Genomic DNA, 24,679 nt, shown 5'->3' on the forward strand with positions numbered 1-24,679 from the left:
CCCCAGGAGATCCGTGTCGATCCAGGACATCCGACTCTTCGGTGACCCGGTCCTGCGCACCGCGGCCGCCGAGGTCGTCGACTTCGACAAGCAGCTGCGCGTCCTCGTCAAGGACCTCGAGGACACCATGCTCGACGCGCCGGGTGCGGGCCTCGCGGCGCCGCAGATCGGGGTCGGCCTCCGGGTCTTCACCTACTGGGTCGACGGCGTGCTCGGCCACCTCGTCAACCCGCTCCTCGACCTCTCCGACGAGGAGCAGGACGGCCCGGAGGGGTGCCTGTCGATCCCCGGGCTGGCGTTCGACACGAAGCGCTCGCTGCACGTCGTCGCCAGGGGGCAGAACATGTTCGGTGAGCCGGTCGTGCTCGAGGGCACGCAGCTGCTCGCGCGCTGCGTGCAGCACGAGACCGACCACCTCGACGGCATCCTCTTCGTCGACCGCCTCGACCCCGAGGCGCGCCGCGCCGCGATGCGGGCGATCCGCGAGGCCGAGTGGTTCGCCGACAACCCGCCGGAGGTGCGGATCAGCCCGCACTCCACCTTCGGCCGGGCGATGTGAGATGAGGGTCGTCTTCGCGGGCACCCCCGAGGCCGCGGTGCCGAGCCTCGACGCGGTCGCCTCCTCGAGCCACGAGCTCGTCGGTGTCGTCACCCGCCCGGACGCGCCGTCCGGGCGGGGGCGTCGCCTCGAGGCCTCGCCCGTGCGCCGGCGCGCCGAGGAGCTCGGCGTCCCCGTGCTGACGCCGGCCCGCGTGCGGGAGCCGGAGTTCCTCGACGCGCTGCGCGCCCTGGCCCCGGACGCCTGCCCCGTCGTGGCCTACGGCAACCTCGTGCCACCCGAGGCGCTCGAGATCCCCCGCCTCGGGTGGGTCAACCTGCACTTCTCGCTCCTGCCGGCCTGGCGGGGCGCCGCGCCCGTGCAGCACGCGATCATGGCCGGCGACGAGGTCACCGGCGCCTCGACCTTCCTGCTCGAGCGCGGCCTCGACACCGGCCCCGTGCTCGGGGTGATGACGGAGACGATCCGTGCGACCGACACCGCGGGCGACCTCCTGGGACGCCTCGCCACGGCCGGCGCGGGGCTGCTCGTCGCGACGCTCGACGGCCTCGAGGCCGGCGAGCTCGTCGCACGGCCGCAGCCGGCCGAGGGGGTGTCGCTCGCCCCGAAGATCGAGGTCGACGACGCGCGCATCGACTGGCGGCACCCGGCCTCGGCCGTCGACCGACGGGTGCGCGGCTGCACGCCGGCGCCCGGGGCGTGGACGACGTTCCGCGGCGAGCGGCTCAAGGTGTCGCCGGTGGCCGTGGTGAGGGCCGACGGTGGCTTCGACGACGGTGGTTTCGACGACGGTGATGGCGCGCTCGCGCCGGGGGAGCTGCACGTCACCAAGCGCGCCGTGCTCGTGGGCACGGGCACCGTGCCGGTGCGCCTCGGCACCGTGCAGGCGCACGGCAAGAAGGCGATGGCCGCGGCCGACTGGGCGCGCGGCATCCGCATCAGCGAGGGAGAACGGGTCGGCGATGAGTGACGGGCGACGCGGAGAACGTCAGCGGCCGCCGGCGCGGGAGCGGTCGGCCCGGCACCGCTCCGACCAGCGGCCCTCGGAGCGGGCGCGCCGCACCGACCCCGCGCGCCTCGCCGCCTACACGGCGATGCGCGACGTCGCCGACGGTGGATACGCCAACCTCGTGCTGCCGAAGCTGTTGCGCGACAAGAAGATCAGCGGCCGCGACGCCGGCTTCGCGACGGAGCTCGTCTACGGCGCCACCCGCCTCTCCGGGCTCTACGACCGCGTGATCGCCGTCGCAGCCGGTCGCCCCGTCGAGAAGATCGACGCCAACGTGCTCGACACGCTCCGCCTGGGAACGCACCAGCTGCTCGGGATGCGGGTGCCCAGCCACGCCGCCGTCGACGAGACCGTCGCGCTGGCGCGCCAGGTCAACGGCGCCGGCGCGGCCGGCTTCGTCAACGCCGTCATGCGGCGCGTCAGCGAACGCGACGCCGACGCGTGGGTCGAGCTCGTCACCGAGGGCATCGCCGACCCGGTCGAGCGGCTCGCGGCGCGCACGTCGCACCCGGTGTGGATCGCCAAGGCCCTCCGGGCCGCCCTCATCGGCCACGGCACGGCGTCGGCCGACGACGTGGAGGCCTCGCTGACCGCGCTGCTCGAGAGCGACAACGCCCCGGCGAAGGTCTCGCTCGTCGCGCGGCCGGGACTCACCACGCTCGACGAGCTCGAGGACGCCGGCGCCGAGCGGTCCGGCCTGAGCCCTGTCGGCGCGACGCTTCCCGAGGGCGACCCCGGCGCCATCGCGGCCGTGCGTGACGGTCGGGCGGCCGTGCAGGACGAGGGCTCGCAGCTGCTCGTGCTCGCCCTCGCGGCAGCCGACGCGCAGGGTCAGGCGGCCACCGACGAGCGGTGGCTCGACCTCTGCGCGGGCCCTGGCGGCAAGGCGGGCCTGCTCGCCTCTCTCGCCATCGAGCGACGGATCCCGTTCGTGGCCAACGAGATCAGCGAGCACCGTGCCGACCTCGTGTGGCAGACGCTCGCGGCGGCGCGCGTCGTGGCCCGCGAGGAGGACGTCAGCCTCAAGGTGCGCCACGGCGACGGCCGCGACCTCGGCGAGGTGGAGCCGGGCGGCTTCAGCCGGGTGCTCGTCGACGCGCCCTGCACCGGCCTCGGCGCGCTCCGTCGGCGACCCGAGGCGCGCTGGCGCCGGAGCGCCGGCGACGTCGCCGCGCTCGCCGGGCTGCAGCGCGAGCTGCTGGCCTCCGCCGTCGACGCCACGGCGTCGGGTGGCCTCGTCGGCTACGCCACGTGCAGCCCTCACCTCAACGAGACCCGGTTCGTCGTGGCCGACCTGCTCAAGCAGCGCGACGACGTCGAGGTCGTCGACGCGCGCCCCTGGTTCGTCGACGCCGCAGGTCACGAGCTCGAGGGGCTCGGTGACGGTCCCTACGTGCAGCTGTGGCCGCACGTGCACGGCACGGACGCGATGTTCTTCGCCCTCCTGCGCAAGCACTAGGTCGCCGGCCCCCGCCGGGCCTCGAGGGCAGCGGCCCTAGGCTGACGGCGTGCAGATCTCACCGAGCATCCTCTCCGCCGACTTCGCGAACCTCGAGTCGGAGCTGGGCCGCATCGCCAACGCCGACTGGGCCCACGTCGACGTCATGGACGCGCACTTCGTGCCCAACCTGACCCTCGGCCTGCCGGTCGTGGAGGCCCTGCTCAAGGTCAGCCCCGTCCCGATCGACGCGCACCTGATGATCGAGGACCCCGACCGCTGGGCGCCGCAGTACGCGGAGGCCGGCTGCCAGTCGGTGACCTTCCACGTCGAGGCGGCCCGCGACCCCCGCGCCCTCGCCCGGGCCCTGCGCGCCGCCGGTTCCCGCGCGTCGATGGCCATCAAGCCCGGCACCGACTTCGCGCCGTACGCCGACCTGCTGCCCGAGCTCGACATGGTGCTCGTGATGACCGTCGAGCCGGGTTTCGGCGGCCAGTCGTTCATGGCCGACCAGATGCCCAAGGTGCGTCAGGTCCGCGAGGCGGTGAAGCGGCACGGCGGCGAGATCTGGATCCAGGTCGACGGCGGCGTCAGCGCCGACACCATCGAGGCGTGCGCCGAGGCCGGTGCGGACGTCTTCGTGGCCGGCTCCGCGGTCTACGGCGCGGAGGACGCAGCCGCCGCGGTCGACGAGCTGCGGTCCCTCGCCTCCCGACACCGCCACTGACGCCAGCCCCCTGGATCGGCGCGTTCGCGGGCGTGCGGGTCGCCCCTGTGCGAGGGTGTGGAACCGTCAGCGGCGCAGGGGCGTCCACGACGTACTCGACACCAGGGGAGCCCATGCCATTCCACCCGCTGCCACGACGCCAGCTGCCACCGCGCCTCCTGCGCCTCGTCGTCCTGGGCGTGGTCGCCACGGCCCTCGGGGCCTGCTCCGGCACCGACGGCGCCGACGGCGACGGACCCCACCCGGTCGCTGCGACACCCACCTCGACGGGACAGCTGGCCGACACCCTCTGGGTCGACCGCAGCAAGCACGTCGGCGACAACAGCAAGGTCATCGCGCTCGTCGCCGACGTCGGCCTCGCGGCCCCCGGCCGGCCCACCCTCGAGCTCCAGACGAGCGCCCGTCCCTACGGCGTGACGATCCGGTATGCCGACGGCGTGCACGCGGACCCCACCGAGCTCACGCGCCCCGCCACCCTGCTGCTCGGCACCATCGGCAACCTCGGCCGCGTCCGGGTCGAGGCGGACGGGACGACCTTCACCCTCTCCGCAGCGGACGCCACACGGGCGCTCGGCTACGACGTCAAGCGACTCGGCCAGGACCGGAGCGCCCTCGAGGCCTACCTCCGCGAGGGGCGCTGAGCGCGTCGTCCGTGGTCAGCGGACCCTCGCCGCGGACAAATGGGTGGCGCGGACCTCGTCGATCCACACCTGGCGCGAGGTCGGGCCCCCGAAGCGGGCCTCGTCGTAGCCCGTGAACGGAGGTTCGAGGGCGTCGAGGCGGTCCACGGCCGCAGCGAGGCGGGACCGCGACCCTCGTCCCCGCCCCAGGGCGGCGATCTCGGCCTGGATGGACTCGATGGCCTCGGTCTTGGCCTTGATGGTCTCGGGGGTCACGGACCACAGGCAGACGTACTGGCCGGACAGGTACCCGTGCGTCCACTCGCCCTCGGCGACGTCTTGCTCGCCCTCGGACCAGTGGCCGACGAACCACGCCTTGAGGCCTCCGAACGAACCTGCCCGGCGCAGGGGCTCGAGGTAGTCGGGATGCACCATCGGAGTGCCGTCCGAGAGCAGGTAGGAGGGGAGTGGGAGCTCGCGGCGAGCCATCCGGGTGAGCAGCTCGTCACGCGAGTGCTCGCCCGTGGCCGGGACCGGGACGAAGTGCCGGCGTACGTAGGCGTCGTCGGCCGCACTCATCGGGTGCCTGCCGTTGACCTCCACGTACAACCGCTGGACGCGCTCGAGGGTCATGGCTCCAGGGTAGGGATGTGCACCGACACCTCCTCCGGTGGCAGCCGAGCCTGCTCGCGATCACGGTGAGGACGAGCACCTGGTGGGGGTCGTCACGTGGCCGTGGCATGCAGGCGGCGGGCGGTCGGGTGCATACTGGCCCTACGTGCTCCGGGGTCGGTGTAATTCCGAGCCGGCGGTGACAGTCCGCGACCCGATCGCCTCCAGCGACCGGTTGACCTGGTGGAACTCCAGGACCGACGGTGAAAGTCCGGATGGGAGGCAGCACGAGACAGGCCGTCGTGGCCTGGGCCGTCGGCGTTGCCTGTCGACCGGTTCCGGACCACGTGGGCGTGTGGAGTACCCCCGGAGTTCGTCCGACCCACGACGAACCATCCAAGGACGACCACCACATGCAGGCTCCAGCTCTGGCCGACCAGGCGAAGAACGTCTTCCAGCAGGCCATCGACGCGACGATCCCCATCGGGCCCTACCAGCTGCACTGGCTCGAGCTCGTCGGCGTGCTCATCGGGCTCGCGTCCGCCTACCTCGGCATGCGCCGCTGGGTGTGGGCCTGGCCCGTGGGCATCCTCGCGAACGTCATGCTCTTCTTCGTCTACCTCGGCGCGGTCTTCGGTGCCGACGAGCGCATCCCGCTCTTCGGCCAGGCCGGGCGCCAGGTCTTCTTCATCATCACGAGCATCTACGGCTGGTGGCGGTGGTCGCAGGTGCGCCGGCTCAACCACGCCGACGACGCGAGCGGGGTCGCCATCACGCCGCGCTGGGCCAGCACCCGCGAGCGCGTCGCCGTCGTCGCCTTCTGGCTCGTCGGGACTGTCGTCGTGCACCAGGCCTTCGTCTGGCTCTGGAACCTGTCGCCGAACCCGTTCTTCACGCCCGAGTGGTGGTTCTACTGGTGCGACGCGTGGATCTTCGTCGGCTCCATCGTCGCCACCTACGCGATGGCCCGCGGCTGGAACGAGTTCTGGCTCGCCTGGATCGCCGTCGACCTCGTCGGGGTGCCGTTCGCCTTCGCCACGGACTACGTGCCGACCGGGGTGCTCTACACCTTCTACGGCCTGTTCGTCCTCTACGGCTTCACCCAGTGGGTCAAGGTGACCCGGGCCGAGCGGCCCGACGTCGAGCCCGAGCTCGTGCGGGCGTCGAGCTGACCGTGGGCGACACGTCAGCGTCGGCCTGGATGCGGCGAGCGCTCCAGCTCGCCGCGGCCGGGCCGTGGCCCGACCCCAACCCGCGCGTCGGCTGTGTCGTCGTAGCCCCCGACGGCACCGTCGTGGGGGAGGGCTTCCACCGGGGCGCCGGCACACCGCACGCCGAGGCCGAGGCCCTGGGCGCGGCCGGCCTCGCCGCCCGCGGAGCCACGGCCTACGTCACGCTGGAACCCTGCTCGCACCGGGGGCGCACCGGCCCGTGCGCCGACGCCCTCGTCGAGGCCGGCGTCGCCCGGGTCGTCTTCGCCCAGTCGGACCCGAACCCCGACGCCGCCGGTGGTGCCGAGCGGTTGCACGCGGCCGGGCTGCACGTGACGGGCGGGGTGCTGGCCGACGAGGCCGGCGCCCTCAACGACCGCTGGGCCCGCACCGTCGCCCTCGGGCGCCCGCTCGTCACGTGGAAGCTGGCGACGACCCTCGACGGTCGGAGCGCCGCCGCCGACGGCACGAGCCAGTGGATCACCGACGAGGTGGCGCGGGCCGACGTGCACCGGCTGCGCGCCACGCGCGACGCGGTGCTCGTCGGCACCGGCACCGTCCTCGCGGACGACCCGCGGCTCACCGTCCGGCTGCCGGACGGGTCGCTCGCCCCGCGCCAGCCCCTCCGCGCGGTGATGGGGCTGCGCGAAGTGCCCGCCGGCGCGCGCGTCGACGACGCAGCCGGCACCGTCGTCCGCCTCACCACCCGCAATCCCGGCGAGGCGCTCGACCGGCTGTGGCACAGGGGAGTCCGCGACGTCTGGCTGGAGGGCGGCCCGACGCTCGCCGCGGCCTTCCTGCGCGCCGGCCTGGTCGACGACGTCTACGCCTACGTCGCCCCCACCCTGCTCGGGGCCGGTCGTGCGGCCGTCGACGACCTCGGCATCGGCACGCTCGCGGACGCCAGGCGGCTCGAGCTCGCCGACGCGGCGGTCGTCGGGGGCGCCGTGCGCATCCACGCCGTGGCGCCGCCGTCGCCCGTCACACCCTCCGCCACCGGTACCGCCACCGTCGCCGACACCACCGCGTCCACACCAGCACCAGCACCAGCGAAAGCCTGAGGAGAGAGCCATGTTCACCGGAATCGTCGAGGAGCTCGGCACCGTCGTCGCGGTCGAGCACGGCCCCGAGTCGGCCGTCCTGCGCATCGACGGCCCGCTCGTCGTCGCCGACGCCACCCACGGGGCCTCGATCGCCGTCAACGGCGTGTGCCTCACCGTGACGGCGCACGACGCGTCGGGCTTCGCCGTCGACGTCATGGCCGAGACGCTCCGGCGCAGCAGCCTCGGGACGCTCGCCGCGGGCGACCGCGTCAACCTCGAGCGGGCGATGCGGGCCGACGGGCGCTTCGGCGGCCACGTCGTGCAGGGCCACGTCGACGGCACCGCGACCATCACGGGACGCACGCCGGGGGACCGCTGGGAGACCGTCGACTTCACGCTCCCGACGGGCCTCGCGGCATACGTCGTCGAGAAGGGCTCGATCACCGTCGACGGCGTCTCGCTCACGGTGTCGCACGTCGGGGACGACGCGTTCGGGGTCTCGCTCATCCCGACCACGCTCGAGCTGACCACACTGGGGCACAAGGGGATCGGTGACGTCGTCAACCTCGAGGTCGACGTCATCGCGAAGTACGTCGAACGACTGCTCAGCCACCGCACGGAGGTCCTCTCATGACCGCCCTGTCGACCATCGAGGCAGCCCTCGAAACCCTCCGAGCCGGGCGGCCGGTGCTCGTCCTCGACGACGAGGGGCGCGAGAACGAGGGCGACCTCGTGCTGGCGGCGCAGACCGCGACCGAGGAGTGGATGGCCTGGACGATCCGCCACTCGTCGGGCTACCTCTGCGCGCCGATGCCCGACGAGGTCGCCGACCACCTCGCGCTGCCGCTCATGGTCTCCGAGAACCGCGACCCGCTGCGCACGGCCTACACCGTCTCGGTGGACGCCGCGTCGGGCGTCACGACCGGCATCAGCGCCGCCGACCGCCTGCGCACCGTGCAGGTTCTTGCCGACCCGGGCGCGACGCCCGCCGACCTCATCCGCCCGGGCCACGTGCTGCCGCTCCGGGCCCGCCACGGCGGGGTGCTGACGCGTCCGGGACACACGGAGGCCGCCGTCGACCTCGTCCGCCTCGCGGGCCTCTCACCCGTGGGCGTCATCGGCGAGCTCGTGCACGACGACGGCACGATGATGCGGCTCGACGCGGTCGTCGAGCTCGGGCGGGAGTTCGACCTGCCGGTCGTCACCATCGAGCAGCTCATCGACTGGCGCCAGCGCCTCGACCGCGTCGAGCGCCTCGCCACGACCCGCATCCCCACGGGGCACGGCACGTTCACCGCGCACGGCTACCGCGACACCCTCTCCGGAGAGGAGCACGTCGCGCTCGTCAGCCCGCGGGGTCTGCGGGGCCGGGCGGACACCGGGCCGGTGCTGACCCGGCTGCACTCCGAGTGCCTGACCGGCGACGCGTTCGGGTCGCTGCGCTGCGACTGCGGCCCCCAGCTGCAGGCGTCGCTCGCGCGGGTGGGCCGGGAGGGCGGCGTCGTCGTCTACCTCGGTGGCCACGAGGGCCGCGGGGTGGGGCTGGTCGACAAGCTGCGCGCCTACGCCGAGCAGGACGGCGGTGCCGACACCGTCGACGCGCAGACCGCGCTCGGGCTCCCGGTCGACGCGCGGGAGTACGCCGCGGGCGCCGCGATCCTGCACGACCTCGACGTGAGCCAGGTCGTGCTGCTGACCAACAACCCCGCCAAGGTCGCCGCGCTGCGCGGCCTCGGGATCGACGTCGTCGCCGTCGAGCGGCTGCACGGGCCGGTGGGGTCCGACAACGAGCGGTACCTGACGACCAAGCGACAGAAGCTCGGTCACGACATCCCGGTCCTTGGTGACCGGCACGGCGAGGAGACGGCATGAAGCACGGCGCACCCACCATCGAGACCGACGGCAGCGGCCTGCGCGTCGCGGTCGTCGCGGCCAGCTGGCACCAGCAGGTCATGGACGGCCTCGTCGACGGCGCCCTGCGCGGGCTCGCGGACGCCCACGTCGCGCGCGTCGACGTGGTGCGCGTGCCCGGCACCTTCGAGCTCTCCGTCGCGTGCGCGACGCTCGCGCAGCGCTACGACGCGCTCGTGGCCCTCGGCGTCGTGATCCGCGGCGGCACCCCGCACTTCGACTACGTCTGCCACGCGGCGACGACCGGCATCACGGAGGTGTCGGTGCGCACGGCCACGCCGATCGGCTTCGGTGTGCTCACGTGCGACGACGAGGCCCAGGCGCTCGACCGCGCGGGGCTCCCCGGCTCGGCGGAGGACAAGGGCCACGAGGCCGCGACGGCGGCGGTCGCCACGGTCGCCGCGCTGCGCGCCGCGGTCCCGTCGTGAACCGGCGTCGAGAGCAGCCCGCACCGGCCCGTAGGCTGGGGCATCGTGAAGAGCTTTGAGCAGCTGTACGCCGAGCTGGCCGAGAAGGCGCAGACGCGACCCGAGGGGTCGGGCACCGTCGCGCAGCTCGACGCCGGGGTGCACGCGATCGGGAAGAAGATCGTCGAGGAGGCCGCCGAGGTGTGGATGGCCGCCGAGTACGAGTCGAAGGCCGAGGCAGCGGAGGAGATCAGCCAGCTGATCTACCACCTGCAGGTCCTCATGCTCGCCAAGGGCATCTCGCTCGACGACGTCTACTCACACCTCTGAGGACCCGATCCATGCTGCGAATCGCCGTGCCCAACAAGGGCTCCCTGTCCGATGCGACCGTCGAGCTGCTGCGTGAGGCGGGCTACCGCACCCGCCGCGACAGCAAGGAGCTCGTCGTCAACGACGCCGAGAACGACGTCGAGTTCTTCTACCTGCGCCCCCGGGACATCGCGGTCTACGTCGGCTCGGGCACGGTCGACGCCGGCGTCACCGGCCGCGACCTGCTCCTCGACTCCGGGTCCACCGCGGTCGAGGTGATGTCGCTGGGCTTCGGTGCGTCGACGTTCCGGTATGCCGGCCGGCCCGGCACCGTCGGCACGGTCGAGGAGATCGCCGGCAAGCGGGTCGCCACCTCGTACGCCGGCCTCGTGCGCGCCGACCTCGGCGCGCGCGGCCTCTCGGCCGAGGTGGTGCGCCTCGACGGCGCCGTCGAGACGGCCATCACCCTCGGGGTGGCCGACTGCATCGCCGACGTCGTCGAGACCGGCACGACGCTGCGCCAGCAGGGCCTCGAGGTCTTCGGCGAGCCGATCCTGCGCTCCGAGGCCGTCCTCATCCGCGGCGACCGCCCCGGTGAGGACCAGGCCGTCGAGGTGCTGCAGCGCCGCATCGCCGGCGTCATCACGGCCCGTACCTACGTCATGCTCGACTACGACTGCCCCCGGGCCCTCGTCGACGAGGCGTGCGCGCTGACGCCGGGCCTCGAGTCCCCGACGGTCTCGCCCATGCAGGACGAGGCCTGGGTCGCCGTGCGCGCCATGGTGCCGCGCATCGGCCGCAACCGCCTCATGGACGAGCTCTACGACCTCGGCGCCCGCGCGATCCTCGTCACCGACATCGCCGCCTGCCGCTTGTGACCGCCGACCCGCCCGTGCCGCCGCCGGCCACCGCTGCCCTGGCGCCGTTCCGGCCGCGCCGCGGGCGCGCCGTGGCGCTCGGCGTCGTGTGGTCCTCGCTGCTCGTCTTCGGCATCATCGCCGTGCTCATGCCCAGCGAGGGCGGCCGGTGGGGCATCGGCGACCGGCTCATGTTCTTCGGCCTCGGGGTGGTCGTGGCCCTGACGGCGTGGCGCTACGCCTCGATCGTGGCCGTGCCGAGCCGGTCGGGGCTCGTCGTGCGCAACCTCGTCGTCACCCGCACGCTCACCTGGCCCGAGATCGTCGGCATCCAGTTCGGTGGCGGCGAGCCCTGGGTGACGCTCGACCTCGAGGAGGGCGACACGATGGCGGTCATGGCGATCCAGAAGGCCGACGGGCCGGTGTCGGGCCGGGAGGCCTCGCGCCTCGCGGCGCTCGTGCAGGCCTTCGGCGAGTCGCCGGAGCCCGGGCGGTCGGGGGAGTCGGGGGAACCGGGGCGGTCGGCGCAGTGACGGACGTGACCGGCGAGCCCACCCCCGAACCAGGCGCCGAGCCCACCCCCGAGCGGATGCGCCACGCCCTCGGGCACTTCGCGACGGGCGTCACCGTCGTCACCGGCTTCGGGCCCGAGGGCGAGCCCGTCGGCTTCGCCTGCCAGTCGTTCACCTCGGTCTCGCTCCACCCGCCGCTCGTGCTCTTCTGCGCCGACCACCGCGGCCGGTCGTGGCCCCGGATGCGCGACCAGGGCGTCTTCACCGTCAACGTGCTCGGCCACGGCCAGCGCGACGTCGTCCAGCGTTTCGGCTCCGCCGCGGGGGCCCGCTTCGACGGGCTCGACTGGGAGCGCTCCGGGCCCGGCGGCCCGAGCCTGCCCGGCGCGCTGGTCCGCGTGCACTGCACCGTCGAGCAGGTGCACGTCGCCGGCGACCACGACGTCGTCGTCGGTCGGGTCCGTGGCCTCGACGACGGTTCGTCGGGCCGCCCGATGCTCTTCTACCGCGGACGGTTCACGGTGACCGAGCGCCGCGGCTCGGCCGTCGCCGCCGACACCTCCGACGAGTCCGGCGTCGAGCCGATGGACGACTACTGGGGCTGAGCCGCCGCGGTGCCATCGCCGTCGACGAGCCCGTCCCACGACCAGCGCGGGACGTCGAGGCCGTCGGGGACGTCGCTCGCCGAGTCGTGGTGGATCCCCAGGCGGTCGGTCGCCCACCGGAAGTAGGCGACGAGGACTGCGGCGAGCGCCGGGTCGGCCGTGAGCCCGACGTCGTCCACCGCCGCGGCGAAGCAGTCGACGGCGCGCTCGTCCATCTCGTGGTGGTCACCGTTGCCCGCGTGCATCCGGACGACGTCGCTCTCGCTCGCGATCGTTTCGGTGTAGTCCCGGGGCCCGCCGAGCGCCTCGGCCCAGTAGAGGGCGAGGCGGTGCGAGTGGTCGGGGTGGTGCCCGTGCGAGAAGGCGTGTGCCACCACGGGATCGGCGATGCAGCGTTCGTGCCAGGCGTGGGCCAGCGACTCGAGGGCGGGCAGGCCGCCGACGGCCTCGTAGACGGTCTCGGTCACCCGGGCAGGGTCCCAGCCGACCGGTCCCGCGACAAGGGCCCCCGTCGTCAGCGGAAGTGGATGAAGTTCGACGGCCACGAGGAGCTGCCGCGGCTGATGATCCGGCGACCGCTCATCGAGGTGTAGGTCTTGCCGAGCACGTAGCCGCCGTAGCCGCTCTCGGAGATGGCGACCTGGTCGCCGTCGGAGCTGACCCAGTCGACGTAGGCGACGTGGTTGGAGTTCCACTGCGCGATGTCGCCGACCCGGGGCCGTTGGTCGACGGCGAAGCCCTTCGAGCGGGCGTTGTCGTCCCACGACGTCGCGTTGCCGAGGTTGCCCGGGTTCCTGACGCCGTCCTGCGAGAGGCGGAAGGCCGAGTAGTTCGTGCAGTTGTTGCCCCACGCGTCGACGGGGTAGTTCCAGGCGCGCTGGCCGTAGTAGCCGAAGCGCTCGATGCAGTCCTGCGTCGCGCGGGAGTAGCACGTCCACCCCGACGGGGCGGCCGCGCCGACGGCGGTCCAGAGGACGGACGATGGCCCGTAGACCGCGGCGTTCGCGTTGTTGAGGACGCGGATGACCGACCCCGGCGTGCTGGTGCGCGTCGACCAGATCGTCGTCCCGCTCGCGTTGCGGACGACGAAGTTGCCGCCCGTCAGCATCTTGGCGTAGTTGCCCGCGCCGCTCGTGTACGCCGTCCACTGGCGCGCGCCGGTGCTCGAGCGCAGCTCGAGCCCGCCGTCGGTGCCCATCGTGAGGCGGTAGGCGCCGTTGGCCGAGACGATCGACTCGCCGCCGCGGAGGACCTGGCCGGGGAGCATCCGGTCGTAGCGGTTGCCCCGGTGGTCCCAGACGGTCGTCGTGCCGGAGCGGACCTGGAGGATTCCGTCGTTCGTCAGGGTGACGAGGCCGCCGGTCCACCCCGAGGTGCCGCTCGACCACGCGACCGAGCGGTCGGGGCGGACGATGTCGATGTCGCCGTCGGCTCCGACCACGAGGCGGCTCTGGGCACCCTTCGAGCCGCTCGCCCAGCGGCGCGCCCCGGCGGCGGTCGTGATGACGAGGTTGCCGTCGGGCTGCATCGTCGCGAAGTAGGCCCCGTTGGGTGAACGCAGGGCGGTGCCGGACGAGAGCACCTGACCGGTCCGGAGGGTGGCGCCGGAGACGAAGGTGAAGGCATCCCACTCGACGACGGTGCCGGCTCGCGTCGAGACGCGCATGGGCACCGCGCCGGTGGCGACACGGGGCGGCGCGACCGCCGTCAGGGTCGTCGCCGACACGCGGGTGAACGACTGAGCCGCGACGCCGTTGAACCAGACGCCCGTGACGTCGGTGAACGACGTGCCGCGGAGGGTGACGACGGTGCCGCCGGCGAGCGGACCCGATGCGGGGGAGACCGCGGCGACGGCGGGCGGGTCCTGGAAGGTGAAGCGGCCCGCTGCGACGACGGGCGAGGTGCCGCCCGGTGTCGTGACGCGGACGTCGACGTCCTGCTCGGCGTGCGCCGGCAGGGTGACGCGCAGCGTCGTGTCCGACACCGTCGTCACCGCCGGGGCGTCGGTGCCGCCGAAGGAGACGGCCGAGACGCGGGTGAACCCGGTGCCGGTCACCGTGACGATGGTGCCGCCGTCGGTGCGTGCCAGGCCCGGCGAGACCGTGCGGAGGGTCGGCACCGGCTGGTACTCGAACGTGGCCGACGGGCCGGTGGCCGAGACCCCGCCCGGCGTCGTGACGCGGAGCGCGGTCGGGCCCGCGGCGTGCGCAGGTGTCGTGACCCGCAGCTCGCGGTCGGAGACGACGGTCAGGGCGCTGCCGTCGGCGCCGTCGAGCTCGACCTGCGTCGCGAGCGCGAGGCCCGAGCCGCGCACGACGAGGACGGTGCCGCCCGCGATCGGGCCGGCGGGCGCGGAGAGCGAGGCGACGACCGGTACGGCGACGTAGCGGAAGAGCGTGGCGGGGCCGACGGGGCTCGTGCCGCTCGGCGTCGTGACGGTCACGGTGACGGTGCTCCCGGCGTGCGCCGGTGTCGTGACCCGGATCGTCGAGTCCGACACCCGCGTCAGCCCGGTGGCGGTGGAGCCGCCGAAGCGCACCTGCGTCGCGTTGCCGAGGTGGGCGCCGGTCAGGGTGACGACGGTGCCGCCGGCCACGGGTCCCGCGGTCGCCGACATGGCCCTGAGGACCGGCGGGAAGCCGAAGAGGAAGCGCGCCCGCGAGGTGGCGGGCGACGTGCCGCCCGGCGTCACGACCCGGACGTCGACCGGACCGGCGTCGTGGGCGGGCGTCGTCGCCCGCACCGTCGTCGCCGACACGCGCACGACCGACCGGGCCGGCGTGTCGCCGAAGCGGACCTCGGAGGCCCGGGAGAGGTCGGTCCCGGTCAGCGTCACGACGGTGCCGCCGGTGGCGGACCCGACCGTCGGCGACACGGACGTCAGGGTCGGCGTCTCGACGTAGGCGTACGCGTTCGCGGCATACCCCTTCGAGCTGCCCGACGCGGTGGCGACGTGGACGTTGACGAGCCCGGCGGCGTGGGCGGGCACGGTGGCGCGCACGCTCGTCGCCGACAGGACGGTGAAGGTGGCGCGGGTCGAGCCGAAGGTGACCGACGTGGCGCCGGCGAGGTCGCGTCCGCCGATGACGACGACGGATCCGCCCGCGAGGGGACCCGCGACGACGGAGAGCGAGGTGACGACCGGGGCGCCGACGTAGGTGAATCGGCCGGTGGCGACGGCCGGGGAGGTGCCGTGCGGCGTCGTGACGCGCACGTCGGCGGAGCCGGCGCCGTGGGCCGGCGCGGTGGCTCGCACCCGGGTGGCGGAGACGCGGACGAGCTTCGTCGCGGCGACGCCGTCGAAGGTGACGCGCGTCGCTCCGGTGAGCCGCACGCCCGTGACGGTGACGACGGTGCCGCCCTTGACCGGGCCGGACGACGGGGCGAGCCCTGCCACGACCGGCGCGGTGGGCACCGGCACCGGCTTGGGCGCGACGTAGAGGAAGCGGGCGCGGGTGCTGACGGCGGAGTTGCCGCCGGCGGAGGTCGTGACGCGGACGTCGACGGTGCCGGCGGAGTGGCGCGGGCTTGTGACGCGGACCTGGGTGGCGGAGACGCGGACGAGGCGGGTGCCGGTGGTCGCGCCGAAGAGGACGCGGGTGGCGCCGGTGAGGCGCTGGCCGGTGAGCGTGACGACGGTGCCGCCGGCGGTCGAGCCGGAGCGGGTCGACAGGCCGGTGACGACGGGGGGCAGCGGGGCCGGGACGGGCTTGGGCGCGACGTAGAGGAAGCGTGCGCGGGTGCTGACGGCGGAGTTGCCGCCGGCGGAGGTCGTGACGCGGACGTCGACGGTGCCGGCGGAGTGGCGCGGGCTCGTGACGCGGACCTGGGTGGCGGAGACGCGGACGAGGCGGGTGCCGGTGGTCGCGCCGAAGAGGACGCGGGTGGCGCCGGTGAGGCGCTGGCCGGTGAGCGTGACGACGGTGCCGCCGGCGGTCGAGCCGGAGCGGGTCGACAGGCCGGTGACGACGGGAGTCAGCGGCGCAGGCTGCGCGGGAGCGGCATACCTGAAGCGTCCGGCGGCGACGACGGGCGACGTGCCACCCGGAGTGGTGACCCGCACGTCGACGACGCCGGCCGCGTGGGCGGGGGCCGTGACGCGCACCTGGGTCCTCGACACGCGCGTCAGGCCGGATGCCGGGGTGGTGCCGAAGTGGACGGAGCTCGCGCGGTAGAGCCCGGAGCCGGTGATCGTCACCGTGGCCTGGCCCGCCGTGGACGACGTGCGGGTCGACAGGCCGGTGACCGACGGGACCGCCTCGTAGGCGAACGTCGAGCGCAGCGTGAGCGGCGAGGTGCCCGCCGGGGTCGTGACGCGGACGTTGACGAGCGCGGCGGCGTGCACGGGGGTCTTGACGCGCACGCGGGTCGCCGAGACCCGCGTCACTTCGGTGACGCTCGCGGCGCCGAACCAGACCCGCGTCGTCGCGCCGACGCCGGGGCCGGAGAGGTCGACGCTCGTGCCGCCGCGCACGGGACCGGCGACGACCGAGAGGCTGACGCCTTCGGGGGCCGGGACGGCGGCCGTGGCCGTCGGTGCCCCGACGAGACCGGGCACCCCGGCGATCATCGCGAGCGCGAGCAGCACGGAGAGGGTGCGCCCTGCCGCTCGTCGGTGGCCTCCCGGGGCGGGGGCGGTGGATCGGGTGGGGCGGGGCAGCATCCGTCGTCTCCTAGGCAGGTTCGCACGTCCGGCGAGCATTGTGCCCAGGAAAATCGTCCCTTGTATGCGCTTTCGTCCGAATTGCTCTGTTTCAGAGGTCCGGCGTCACCGGCCTACTCGACGCGGCGGAGGTCCGGCCGCAGGCGGAGCAGGACGAGGGCCTGCACGACGCCGATCACCGCGAGCACGCCCCACACGGGCGAGAGCCCGCCGGTAACGTCACGGAGCAGGCCCATCGCGAGTGGCCCCACCGACGCGATGCCGTAGGAGATGAGGAAGGCCATGCCGGTGAGGCGACCGCTCGCCTCGGGGGTGCGGGCGTAGCGCACGAGGAGCACGAGCGCGAGCGAGAACGCGGCACCCTGGCCGAGGCCGGTGACGACGGCCCAGAGCCACGGGGCGGCCGTCGGGGCGAGCCAGATGCCGACGGAGCCGATGACGCCGAGCACCGCGGCCGGCAGGAGCAGCCGGCGCATGTCGCTCGCGCGGTCGCTCAGCACGGGCCCGAGCAGGCCCGAGACGATCTGCGCGCCGCTGAAGGCCGCGGCGAGGTAGCCGGCCGACGCGCGCGACCAGCCCTGCTCGACGTAGGTCGGCGCGAGCCACGTCACGGCGGAGTAGAAGCACCAGGACTGCAGGGCGAGGTAGCCCGCCACGAGCCACGCCGTCGACGAGCGCCACGGCAGCCGGCCGGGCCCCTCCTCGCCCGGCGTGTGGTGCGGGTTGGCGCGCACCGTGAACGGGCCCCAGGCCAGGGCGCCGACGAGCGCCAGCACGCTCCACGACCCGAGCGAGGCCTGCCAGCTGCCGAGCCGGTCGGCGAGCGGCACGGCCACGGCCGAGCTGAGCGCGGCGCCGCCCATCATCGCCAGCATGTAGAGGCCGGTCACGAGGCCCGTGCGCTCGGGCGGGAAGTAGGTCTTGACGAGCCGCGGCAGCAGCGTGCCCGCCACGGCGATGCCCACGCCGCAGAGGAAGGTGCCGGCGTAGAGCACGACGACGTGGCCACCGGCGAAGCGGCTCAGCGTGCCGGCGAGGATGCTGAGCACCGCGAGCAGCACCGCCCCGGCCGCGCCCGTGTGGTGCGCGATGCGGCTCGCGACCGGCGCGAAGAGGCCCATGCAAAGGACCGGCAGCGTCGTCAGGGCGCCGGCCGCCGCGTGGCTGAGGCCGAGGTCGGCCGAGATGGCGTCGAGGAGCGGCGGCACGCTCGTGATCGCCACCCGCAGGTTGGCGGCGACGGCCACGAGGGCCACCGCCATGACCCAGACGGGCGGCAGGGGGCGGAGGACGCGGTCTCGGCGCAGCACTCTCAGAGACTAGATGTGTCGAGCACGAGGTCGGCGCGCGCCCTCGTCGAGTCGGCACCGAAGAGCGCCGTCTCCTGGTCGGCCCACCGCTGCCACTGGGGCTCGTACGCCGGGCCGTCGCGGTCGACGCCGCGACGGTGCCGCAGCGCGACGTCGGCGTCGACGAAGACGGCGAGCGCCGCATACGGCCGCGCGGGGCCGACGCTCGAGCCGCACCCCTCGACGACGAGGAAGCGGCACGGCGGCACGTCGCGCGTGCCCGCCCACTCCTCGCGCACCCAGCTCCAGATCCGGTATGCCGCGCGCTCCCCCCGCGAGAGGGGCTCGAGCACCTCGGTGGTGAGCAGCCCCGGCGCCTCGGACAGCCCGTCCCAGCCGGGGTACAGGTGGTCCATGTGGACGACGGAGACCGGCCCGTGGGCGGCGAGCGCGAGCTCGACGCCGCGGGCCAGGGTCGTCTTGCCGGCACCGCTCGGGCCGTCGAGGGCGACGACGACGACGTCGCCGCACCGCGGAACCGACCGCAGGGCGTGCGCCACGACCGCCTCGACGTGCTCCCGGCGGGGCTCCCGCGTCACCTCGTCCCACATGCGCGCGACCCTACCCACCCGGGGGCGCCCCGGGCGCTGCCCTAGATTTGTCGGCATGCCGGTCGCCACGAGAGTCATCGCCTGCCTCGACGTCGACGCCGGGCGCGTCGTCAAGGGCGTCAACTTCGAGAACCTGCGCGACGCCGGCGACCCGGTCGAGCTCGCCAAGCTCTACGACGAGCAGGGCGTCGACGAGCTGACCTTCCTCGACGTGACGGCGAGCAGCGGCGACCGCGAGACCACCTACGACGTCGTGCGCCGCACGGCCGAGCAGGTCTTCATCCCGCTCACCGTCGGCGGCGGCGTGCGCACCGTCGACGACGTCGACCGGCTGCTCCGGGCCGGCGCCGACAAGGTCGGGGTCAACACGGCGGCCATCGCCCGCCCCGAGCTCGTCGCCGAGATCGCGGCGCGCTTCGGCGCGCAGGTGCTCGTGCTGTCGGCCGACGTGCGGCGCCGTCGCGCCGACGACGGCACGCCGACCGACGACTTCGTCATGACGACCCACGGCGGGCGCACGCCGGTCGACCTCGACGCCGTCGAGTGGTGCGCGCGGGCCGCGGAGCTCGGCGCGGGGGAGATCCTGCTCAACTCGATGGACGCCGACGGCACCAAGGACGGCTTCGACCTCGAGCTGATCCGCCGGGTGCGCGCGGCCGTCTCGGTGCCCGTCATCGCCAGCGGCGGCGCCGGCCGGGTGGAGCACTTCGCCCCCGCCGTCGAGGCCGGTGCCGACGCGGTGCTGGCCGCGAGCGTCTTCCACTTCCGCGAGCTGACGGTCGGCGAGGTCAAGGACGCGCTGCGCGCGGCCGGCATCACCGTGCGCTGACCGCCGCGCCGGAGCGGGCGGACGCGCGCTCCGGGAGCTCAGCCGAGGCCGAGCTCGGCGTCGTGCAGGGCGGCGACGTCGTCGGCGTCGCCCTCGAGCTCGACCCGGGCCACCGACGTGCGACCGTACGCGTAGAGCACGAGCTCGGCCGGCGTGCCGCGGAGCACGACGGTGCCGTGCTCGTCGGGCAGCTTGGCGGCATACCGGCCGTGGCCCTCGGCGATGAGCACGATGCCGGTGGCCGACCGGCGGAACATCAGCCGGGCCGTGCGCCGCAGTGCCGACCACAGCGCGGCCTGCAGGCGGGGGTCGAGGTCGCGCGGGCGCCAGTCCGGCTGCGCGCGGCGCACGTCCTCGTGGTGCACGAAGTACTCCACGAGGTTGGCCAGCTCGTCGACCTTCGGCAGGGCCATCGGGTTCCACGCGGGCGCCCCACCGCGCACGCGCTGGACGAGCGCGGCGTGGTCACCGTGCGCCAGCCGGCGCTGCTCGCGTTCGAGCCGTCCCGACAGGAAGGGCAGCAGCACGCCCGCGGCGAGGTCGGGGCGGTGCTCCCGGACGTAGAGGTGCGCGGCGAGGTCACCGGTCGCCCAGCCCTCGCACATCGTCGGCGCGTCGGGGCCGAGCCGGTCGAGCTCGTCGCAGAGCAGGAGGCGTTCGGAAAGGGCGTGGCGCGTCATGGGCCCATCCTGTCAGGATCGCCCGGTGATCGAGCTCGTGCGTCCGACCGTCGACCTCGCCGACTCGTGGTGGGCGATGGTCGACGACTTCGGCGACGAGACCATGCACGGGTCGAGCTACCGGCCGGGCGACCGCGACGTCCTGCGCGACCCGGAGGCGTTCGAGGAGTGGGTCGACTGGCTGGGCCGGATGGAGCGGCCCGACGAGGCCCTGCCCGAGGGGCGCGTGCCGTCGTCGAACCGGTGGATCGTGCGCGACGGTCGGGTCGTCGGCACCATCGCGGTCCGCCACGGGCTCACCCCCTCGCTCCTCGTCGAGGGCGGGCACATCGGGTATGCCGTCGCGCCCGGGTCGCGCCGTCAGGGCGTCGCGGGCGAGGCGCTGGGTCTCGCGCTCGCGCTCGCCGCCTCCCGGGGCATCGACCCGGTGCTCGTGACGTGCGACGCCGAGAACACGGCGTCCACGCGCACCATCCGCTCGCGCGGGGGCATGCTGGAGGACGAGCGCGACGGCGTGCTGCGCCACTGGGTGCGCACGGGCGCACCCGCGCAGCCCATCGGTGCGGGGCCGGTCGAGACGAGGCAGGCGCGGCTGGTCCCGATCACGGGCCCGGAGGCCGTGGCCATGCGGGCGGGTGAACGGCGCGCCGACTGGGCGGAGGGCTACCCCCGCGAGGACGACCTCGACGCCGTCGGGATGATGAGGGGTGACCCCGACGCGTGGTCCCCGCGGCACGTCGTGCGGCGCAGCGACGGGCTCGCCGTCGGCTCGATCGGCTGCTTCGGGCCGCCGGAGGACGGGGTCGTCGAGATCGGCTACGGCCTCGTGCCGGAGGCCCGCAGCCGTGGGCTCATGACCGACGTGCTCTCCGCCATGGTGCGCTCGCTCGAGGCCGCCGGCCTGTCGGTCGTGGCGCACACGGAGCCGGGCAACGTGCCGAGCCACCGGGTGCTGGCCCGGCTGGGGTTCACCCGGGTCGAGGAGACCGGGAGCGGGACATCGGGCGAGCCGGGGGCGGAGTGGCTCTGGGCGCGTGACGTGAGAGGCTGAGGGGTCGAGCACCGGGCACGACATCGGCACGACACCAGGGGAGCAGCGCACCGTGAACGTCCCGCCCACCTCGACCCTGCGGGAGGGTCTCGCCGTCATCGGCCGAGGCATCAAGGGCCAGCCGCGCTGGTTCTCCCTCGCCGTGCTCGGCAGCGTCGTCTACGGCGTCATGACGAGCCTCACCGCGGCCGCCATCGGCTACGTCGTGCGCGAGGCGGTGACCCCCGCCATCGCGGCGCGGCACGTCACGGCCGGGCAGCTGTGGTTCATCGGCGGGGTCATGGCGGCGGTCGTGCTGACGACCATCGTCGGCGTCATCGGCCGGCGCATCGCCGGCGGCGTGGCGATGTACAACCTCGGCGCGATGTACCGCCGCCGCGTCACCCGCCAGTACCTCCGGCTGCCGCTGCGCTGGCACCACCGGCACCCGTCCGGGCAGCTGCTGTCGAACGCGAACGCCGACGTCGAGGCGACGTGGAACATCTTCGCGCCGCTGCCGATGGCCCTCGGCGTCATCGTCATGCTCGTCTTCGGCATCGTCCAGATGGTCGTCGTCGACCCGTGGCTCGCGGTCGTCGGCCTCACCGTCTTCCCGATGCTCTTCCTCGCCAACGTCGCCTTCCAGCGCGCCATGTCGCCGCGGGTGACGCGCGCCCAGCAGCTGCGCGCCGACGTGTCCGAGGTCGCGCACGAGAGCTTCGAGGCCGCCCTCATCGTCAAGTCGCTGGGCCGCGAGGACCACGAGGCCGAGCGCTTCCGGGCGGTCACGCACGAGCTGCGCGACGCCAACATCGAGGTCGGCCGCACCCGCGGGCGCTTCGACCCGGCCATCGAGGCGATCCCGACGGTCGGCACGCTGGCCGTGCTCTTCGTCGGGACCCTCCGCGTGCGCAGCGGCCTGCTCTCGGCTGCGGAGGTCGTGCAGATCGCCTACCTCTTCTCCATCCTCGCCTTCCCGGTGCGGGCCCTCGGCTGGGTGCTCGCCGAGCTGCCCCGCGCGGTCGTCGGGTGGAACCGCGTCTCCGCGGTCCTCGACGCGACCGGGAGCATGGCCTTCGGCGACCGGTCGCTGCCGACCGGCGCCGCGAGCCACCTGCAGGCCGAGCGCCTGGCCTACGCCTACGAGATCGAGGACGAGGCGGGCGACGCCGACCTCAACCCCGCCGTCGTCGACGTGACGCTCGACGTGGCGCCGGGCGCCACGGTCGCCGTCGTCGGGCCCACGGGCAGCGGCAAGTCGACGCTGACCAACCTCGTCATGCGGCTCGTCGACCCCGACAGCGGCGCGGTGCTCGTCGACGACGTCGACCTGCGCGAGGTGCGGCACGGCGGGGTCAGCGAGGTCGCCGCCCTCGTGGCGCAGCAGACCTTCATGTTCGACGACAGCGTGCGGGGCAACATCACGCTCGGCGCCGAGCACGGCGACGACGCCGTGTGGCGGGCCCTCGACGTGGCGCAGGGCACCGGCTTCGTCGAGAAGCTGCCGCAGGGCCTCGACACCCACGTGGGGGAGCGCGGCGCCAGCCTCTCCGGCGGCCAGCGCCAGCGGATCGCCCTGGCCCGCGCGGTGATCCGCCAGCCGCAGCTGCTGATCCTCGACGACGCGACGTCGGCCGTCGACCCCAGCGTCGAGCAGGCCATCCTCGGTCGGCTGCGCGAGGCGAGCAGCGGCACCACCGTCCTCGTCGTCGCCTACCGGATGGCGACGATCCTGCTCGCCGACGAGGTCGTCTACCTCGAGGGTGGGCGCGTCGTCGACCACGGCTCGCACGCCCAGCTGCTGGGGCGGTGCGTCGGCTACGAACGGCTCGTCACGGCATACGCCCGCGAGGCCGCCGAGCGCGACGCGATCGCGGCGGACGAGGAGGTCTCCCGATGAGCATGCGCTCCCAGCAGGTCGTCGAGCACCACGGTGTCGCGACGGGCACCGAGATGACGACGTGGCAGACGCTGAAGCGCGGCGTCGTGCTCTCGCCGGAGCTGCGCAAGGGCATCGGGGTCACCGTGCTGCTCGCGGTGCTCTCGACGCTGGGGCGCGTGCTCGTGCCCTTCGTCGTGCAGCGCATCACCGACGAGGGCATCCTCGCCGAGGGCGGCCCCGACACCGGCGTCGTGGCGGCCTACATCGGGGTGGCGCTCGTCGGCGTCGTCGTGACGGCGTTCTCGGCCTACTTCGTCAACATCCGTCTCTTCCGGTCGTCCGAGAACGGCCTGGCCACATTGCGGCTCAAGGCTTTCCGCCACATCCACGACCTGGCGATGCTGACCCAGAACACCGAGCGGCGCGGCTCGCTCGTCTCCCGCGTGACCTCCGACGTCGACACGATCTCGATGTTCGTGCAGTTCGGCGGGCTCATGCTGCTCATCAACCTCGCGCAGATCACGCTCGCGACGGTGCTCATGGTCGTCTACAGCCCGCTGCTCGGCCTCGTCGTGTGGCTCTGCTTCGTGCCGCTCTTCGTCATCATCCGCAAGTTCCAGGGCATCGTCGGGCGGGCCTACACCCGGGTGCGCGAGCGGGTCGGCGACATGCTCGGCGCCATCTCCGAGGCGGTCGTCGGGGCGCAGGCGATCCGCGCCTACGGCGTCGAGGAGCGCACGGCCGAGCGCATCGACACGGCCATCGAGGCCCACCGCAAGGCCGCGATCGGCGCGCAGGCGCGCTCCGTCGTCGCCTTCACGTCGGGCCAGCTCGTGTCGGGGCTCACGACGGCCGTCGTCCTCGTCGTCGGCACGGTGCTCGCGGCCCGCGGCAGCCTGACCCTCGGCGAGCTGCTCGCGTTCCTCTTCCTCGTCAACCTCTTCACGCAGCCCGTGCAGCAGGCGACCGAGATCCTCAACGAGATGCAGAACGCCGTCGCGGGGTGGCGTCGCGTCATCGGCATCATCGACACGCCCGCCGACGTCTCCGACCCGGGCGACGACGGGGTCACGCTGCCGCGCGGCCCCATCACCGTGCAGTTCGACGGAGTCGGGTTCGCCTACCCCGGTGGGGAGCCCGTGCTCCACGACATCGACCTGACGATCGCCCCGCGCAGCCGGGTCGCCATCGTGGGGGAGACCGGGTCGGGCAAGTCGACGCTCGCCAAGCTGCTGACGCGACTCATGGACCCGAGCAGCGGCGTCGTCCGGCTCGACGGCGTCGACCTCGGCACGGTCCGCTTCTCGTCGCTGCGCTCGCGCGTCGTGCTCGTGCCGCAGGAGGGGTTCCTCTTCGACGGCACGCTGCTCGAGAACATCCGCTTCGGCCGGCCCGAGGCGAGCGCCGACGACGTGCGGCTCACCCTCACCGAGCTCGGCCTCGACGCCTGGGTGTCCACCCTACCGCTCGGCCTCGGCACCGACGTCGGGCAGCGCGGCGAGTCGCTGTCGGCGGGGGAGCGCCAGCTCGTCGCCCTCGCGCGGGCCTACCTCGCCGACCCCGACCTGCTCGTGCTCGACGAGGCGACGTCGGCCGTCGACCCCAGCACCGAGGTGCGCCTGCAGCGCGCCCTCGACTCGCTGACCCGCGGCCGCACGTCCATCGCCATCGCGCACCGGCTCTCGACGGCCCAGGCGGCCGACGAGGTCATCGTCGTCGACGCGGGTCGCATCGTCGAGCGCGGCCACCACACCGAGCTCGTGCGCCTCGGAGGTGTCTACTCCAGGCTCCACGAGTCCTGGGTGGCCCAGCAGCAGGCCGTCTGACGCGCCGGGCCATCCCGGGAGCGCGCCCGCTCGCAACACACCGTGGAGG

At 74.1% G+C, this 24,679-nt stretch carries 24 protein-coding genes and 1 riboswitch; of the genes, 18 read left to right on the plus strand and 6 right to left on the minus strand.

The window, feature by feature from the left end; translation table 11 throughout:
• Window positions 1–13: 13 nt before the first annotated feature.
• The 5 genes from def (at window position 14) to ABD979_RS00340 (ending at window position 4,374) form a co-directional block, all read left to right on the plus strand.
• Window positions 14–559, plus strand: coding sequence for a peptide deformylase (gene def, locus ABD979_RS00320; RefSeq protein ID WP_345505424.1), 546 nt, complete (start codon window positions 14–16; stop codon window positions 557–559).
• Window position 560: 1 nt separating this feature from the next.
• On the plus strand, window positions 561–1,529 hold the full coding sequence (gene fmt, locus ABD979_RS00325) for a methionyl-tRNA formyltransferase (protein WP_345505425.1): 969 nt from the start codon (window positions 561–563) through the stop codon (window positions 1,527–1,529).
• Window positions 1,522–3,027 carry an RsmB/NOP family class I SAM-dependent RNA methyltransferase gene (locus ABD979_RS00330; protein WP_345505426.1) on the plus strand — a complete coding sequence of 502 codons (1,506 nt, stop codon included), beginning with the start codon at window positions 1,522–1,524 and terminating at the stop codon, window positions 3,025–3,027. The genes fmt and ABD979_RS00330 overlap by 8 nt, the downstream gene beginning before the upstream one ends.
• 49 nt (window positions 3,028–3,076) lie before the next feature.
• A complete protein-coding gene (gene rpe / locus ABD979_RS00335; protein WP_345505427.1) occupies window positions 3,077–3,733 on the plus strand; it encodes a ribulose-phosphate 3-epimerase in 657 nt (218 codons plus the stop codon).
• A 113-nt stretch (window positions 3,734–3,846) separates the two neighbouring features.
• On the plus strand, window positions 3,847–4,374 hold the full coding sequence (locus ABD979_RS00340; protein WP_345505428.1) for a DUF4825 domain-containing protein: 528 nt from the start codon (window positions 3,847–3,849) through the stop codon (window positions 4,372–4,374).
• A gap of 15 nt (window positions 4,375–4,389) precedes the next feature.
• On the opposite strand, the gene ABD979_RS00345 is transcribed toward ABD979_RS00340, so the two are convergent.
• Window positions 4,390–4,986: a DUF6058 family natural product biosynthesis protein gene (locus ABD979_RS00345; protein ID WP_345505429.1), complete on the minus strand. Its 597-nt coding sequence runs from the start codon at window positions 4,984–4,986 to the stop codon at window positions 4,390–4,392.
• Between the two features lie 142 nt (window positions 4,987–5,128).
• A riboswitch (FMN riboswitch) is annotated at window positions 5,129–5,257 on the plus strand.
• Between the two features lie 121 nt (window positions 5,258–5,378).
• On the opposite strand from ABD979_RS00345, the gene pnuC reads away from it, so the two are divergent.
• From pnuC to ABD979_RS00390, 9 genes are read left to right on the plus strand one after another with little or no spacing between them, the layout of a single operon-like run.
• The gene (gene pnuC, locus ABD979_RS00350; protein WP_345505430.1) at window positions 5,379–6,137 is read left to right on the plus strand and encodes a nicotinamide riboside transporter PnuC; all 759 of its coding nucleotides are present in this window, start codon (window positions 5,379–5,381) and stop codon (window positions 6,135–6,137) included.
• Between the two features lie 2 nt (window positions 6,138–6,139).
• Window positions 6,140–7,237, plus strand: coding sequence for a bifunctional diaminohydroxyphosphoribosylaminopyrimidine deaminase/5-amino-6-(5-phosphoribosylamino)uracil reductase RibD (ribD, locus tag ABD979_RS00355; RefSeq protein ID WP_425583872.1), 1,098 nt, complete (start codon window positions 6,140–6,142; stop codon window positions 7,235–7,237).
• 10 nt (window positions 7,238–7,247) lie between these two features.
• Window positions 7,248–7,853, plus strand: coding sequence for a riboflavin synthase (locus ABD979_RS00360; protein ID WP_345505431.1), 606 nt, complete (start codon window positions 7,248–7,250; stop codon window positions 7,851–7,853).
• A complete protein-coding gene (gene ribB / locus ABD979_RS00365; protein ID WP_345505432.1) occupies window positions 7,850–9,091 on the plus strand; it encodes a 3,4-dihydroxy-2-butanone-4-phosphate synthase in 1,242 nt (413 codons plus the stop codon). The genes ABD979_RS00360 and ribB overlap by 4 nt, the downstream gene beginning before the upstream one ends.
• A complete protein-coding gene (gene ribH / locus ABD979_RS00370; protein WP_345505433.1) occupies window positions 9,088–9,558 on the plus strand; it encodes a 6,7-dimethyl-8-ribityllumazine synthase in 471 nt (156 codons plus the stop codon). The genes ribB and ribH overlap by 4 nt, the downstream gene beginning before the upstream one ends.
• 45 nt (window positions 9,559–9,603) lie before the next feature.
• Window positions 9,604–9,867, plus strand: a complete 264-nt coding sequence (locus ABD979_RS00375) for a phosphoribosyl-ATP diphosphatase (protein WP_345505434.1) — start codon at window positions 9,604–9,606, stop codon at window positions 9,865–9,867.
• An 11-nt stretch (window positions 9,868–9,878) separates the two neighbouring features.
• Complete coding sequence (gene hisG / locus ABD979_RS00380; protein ID WP_345505435.1) at window positions 9,879–10,724, plus strand: ATP phosphoribosyltransferase; 846 nt, start codon at window positions 9,879–9,881, stop codon at window positions 10,722–10,724.
• Window positions 10,721–11,236, plus strand: a complete 516-nt coding sequence (locus ABD979_RS00385) for a PH domain-containing protein (RefSeq protein ID WP_345505436.1) — start codon at window positions 10,721–10,723, stop codon at window positions 11,234–11,236. The genes hisG and ABD979_RS00385 overlap by 4 nt, the downstream gene beginning before the upstream one ends.
• Window positions 11,237–11,241: 5 nt before the next feature.
• Entirely contained in the window at window positions 11,242–11,820 is a 579-nt protein-coding gene (locus ABD979_RS00390) for a flavin reductase family protein (protein WP_345505437.1), read from the plus strand.
• Here the strand turns inward: ABD979_RS00390 and ABD979_RS00395 are convergent.
• From ABD979_RS00395 to ABD979_RS00410, 4 genes are all read right to left on the minus strand, one after another.
• Window positions 11,808–12,287 carry a group II truncated hemoglobin gene (locus ABD979_RS00395; RefSeq protein ID WP_345505438.1) on the minus strand — a complete coding sequence of 160 codons (480 nt, stop codon included), beginning with the start codon at window positions 12,285–12,287 and terminating at the stop codon, window positions 11,808–11,810. The two genes, ABD979_RS00390 and ABD979_RS00395, sit on opposite strands and share 13 nt — an antisense overlap.
• A 47-nt stretch (window positions 12,288–12,334) precedes the next feature.
• Window positions 12,335–16,483, minus strand: a complete 4,149-nt coding sequence (locus ABD979_RS00400; protein ID WP_345505439.1) for an IPT/TIG domain-containing protein — start codon at window positions 16,481–16,483, stop codon at window positions 12,335–12,337.
• A gap of 113 nt (window positions 16,484–16,596) precedes the next feature.
• Window positions 16,597–17,793 carry an MFS transporter gene (locus ABD979_RS00405; protein WP_345505440.1) on the minus strand — a complete coding sequence of 399 codons (1,197 nt, stop codon included), beginning with the start codon at window positions 17,791–17,793 and terminating at the stop codon, window positions 16,597–16,599.
• Between the two features lie 2 nt (window positions 17,794–17,795).
• Window positions 17,796–18,383 carry a nucleoside/nucleotide kinase family protein gene (locus tag ABD979_RS00410; RefSeq protein ID WP_345505441.1) on the minus strand — a complete coding sequence of 196 codons (588 nt, stop codon included), beginning with the start codon at window positions 18,381–18,383 and terminating at the stop codon, window positions 17,796–17,798.
• Between the two features lie 55 nt (window positions 18,384–18,438).
• On the opposite strand from ABD979_RS00410, the gene hisF reads away from it, so the two are divergent.
• Complete coding sequence (gene hisF / locus ABD979_RS00415) at window positions 18,439–19,212, plus strand: imidazole glycerol phosphate synthase subunit HisF (protein ID WP_345505442.1); 774 nt, start codon at window positions 18,439–18,441, stop codon at window positions 19,210–19,212.
• Between the two features lie 38 nt (window positions 19,213–19,250).
• Here hisF and ABD979_RS00420 read toward each other — a convergent pair whose 3' ends face one another.
• Window positions 19,251–19,892, minus strand: coding sequence for a TIGR03085 family metal-binding protein (locus ABD979_RS00420; protein ID WP_345505443.1), 642 nt, complete (start codon window positions 19,890–19,892; stop codon window positions 19,251–19,253).
• Between the two features lie 25 nt (window positions 19,893–19,917).
• On the opposite strand from ABD979_RS00420, the gene ABD979_RS00425 reads away from it, so the two are divergent.
• The 3 genes from ABD979_RS00425 to ABD979_RS00435 are packed head-to-tail and all read left to right on the plus strand — an operon-like array spanning window position 19,918 to window position 24,630.
• The gene (locus tag ABD979_RS00425; RefSeq protein WP_345505444.1) at window positions 19,918–20,943 is read left to right on the plus strand and encodes a GNAT family N-acetyltransferase; all 1,026 of its coding nucleotides are present in this window, start codon (window positions 19,918–19,920) and stop codon (window positions 20,941–20,943) included.
• Between the two features lie 52 nt (window positions 20,944–20,995).
• Complete coding sequence (locus tag ABD979_RS00430) at window positions 20,996–22,822, plus strand: ABC transporter ATP-binding protein (protein WP_345505445.1); 1,827 nt, start codon at window positions 20,996–20,998, stop codon at window positions 22,820–22,822.
• Window positions 22,823–22,824: 2 nt separating this feature from the next.
• A complete protein-coding gene (locus ABD979_RS00435; protein WP_425583882.1) occupies window positions 22,825–24,630 on the plus strand; it encodes an ABC transporter ATP-binding protein in 1,806 nt (601 codons plus the stop codon).
• Window positions 24,631–24,679 lie beyond the last annotated feature (49 nt).

The sequence above is a fragment of the Terrabacter aeriphilus genome, from assembly GCF_039542985.1.
Classification (GTDB): domain Bacteria; phylum Actinomycetota; class Actinomycetes; order Actinomycetales; family Dermatophilaceae; genus Terrabacter; species Terrabacter aeriphilus.

Bases quoted from the DNA above. Each gene is read 5' to 3' on its own strand.
- fmt (WP_345505425.1), top strand. From the start codon at position 561: ATGAGGGTCGTCTTCGCGGGCACCCCCGAGGCCGCGGTGCCGAGCCTC.
- ABD979_RS00330 (WP_345505426.1), top strand. From the start codon at position 1,522: ATGAGTGACGGGCGACGCGGAGAACGTCAGCGGCCGCCGGCGCGGGAG.
- ABD979_RS00340 (WP_345505428.1), top strand. From the start codon at position 3,847: ATGCCATTCCACCCGCTGCCACGACGCCAGCTGCCACCGCGCCTCCTG.
- ABD979_RS00345 (WP_345505429.1), bottom strand. From the start codon at position 4,986: ATGACCCTCGAGCGCGTCCAGCGGTTGTACGTGGAGGTCAACGGCAGG.
- pnuC (WP_345505430.1), top strand. From the start codon at position 5,379: ATGCAGGCTCCAGCTCTGGCCGACCAGGCGAAGAACGTCTTCCAGCAG.
- ABD979_RS00360 (WP_345505431.1), top strand. From the start codon at position 7,248: ATGTTCACCGGAATCGTCGAGGAGCTCGGCACCGTCGTCGCGGTCGAG.
- ribB (WP_345505432.1), top strand. From the start codon at position 7,850: ATGACCGCCCTGTCGACCATCGAGGCAGCCCTCGAAACCCTCCGAGCC.
- ribH (WP_345505433.1), top strand. From the start codon at position 9,088: ATGAAGCACGGCGCACCCACCATCGAGACCGACGGCAGCGGCCTGCGC.
- hisG (WP_345505435.1), top strand. From the start codon at position 9,879: ATGCTGCGAATCGCCGTGCCCAACAAGGGCTCCCTGTCCGATGCGACC.
- ABD979_RS00400 (WP_345505439.1), bottom strand. From the start codon at position 16,483: ATGCTGCCCCGCCCCACCCGATCCACCGCCCCCGCCCCGGGAGGCCAC.
- ABD979_RS00410 (WP_345505441.1), bottom strand. From the start codon at position 18,383: ATGTGGGACGAGGTGACGCGGGAGCCCCGCCGGGAGCACGTCGAGGCG.
- hisF (WP_345505442.1), top strand. From the start codon at position 18,439: ATGCCGGTCGCCACGAGAGTCATCGCCTGCCTCGACGTCGACGCCGGG.
- ABD979_RS00420 (WP_345505443.1), bottom strand. From the start codon at position 19,892: ATGACGCGCCACGCCCTTTCCGAACGCCTCCTGCTCTGCGACGAGCTC.
- ABD979_RS00435 (WP_425583882.1), top strand. From the start codon at position 22,825: ATGCGCTCCCAGCAGGTCGTCGAGCACCACGGTGTCGCGACGGGCACC.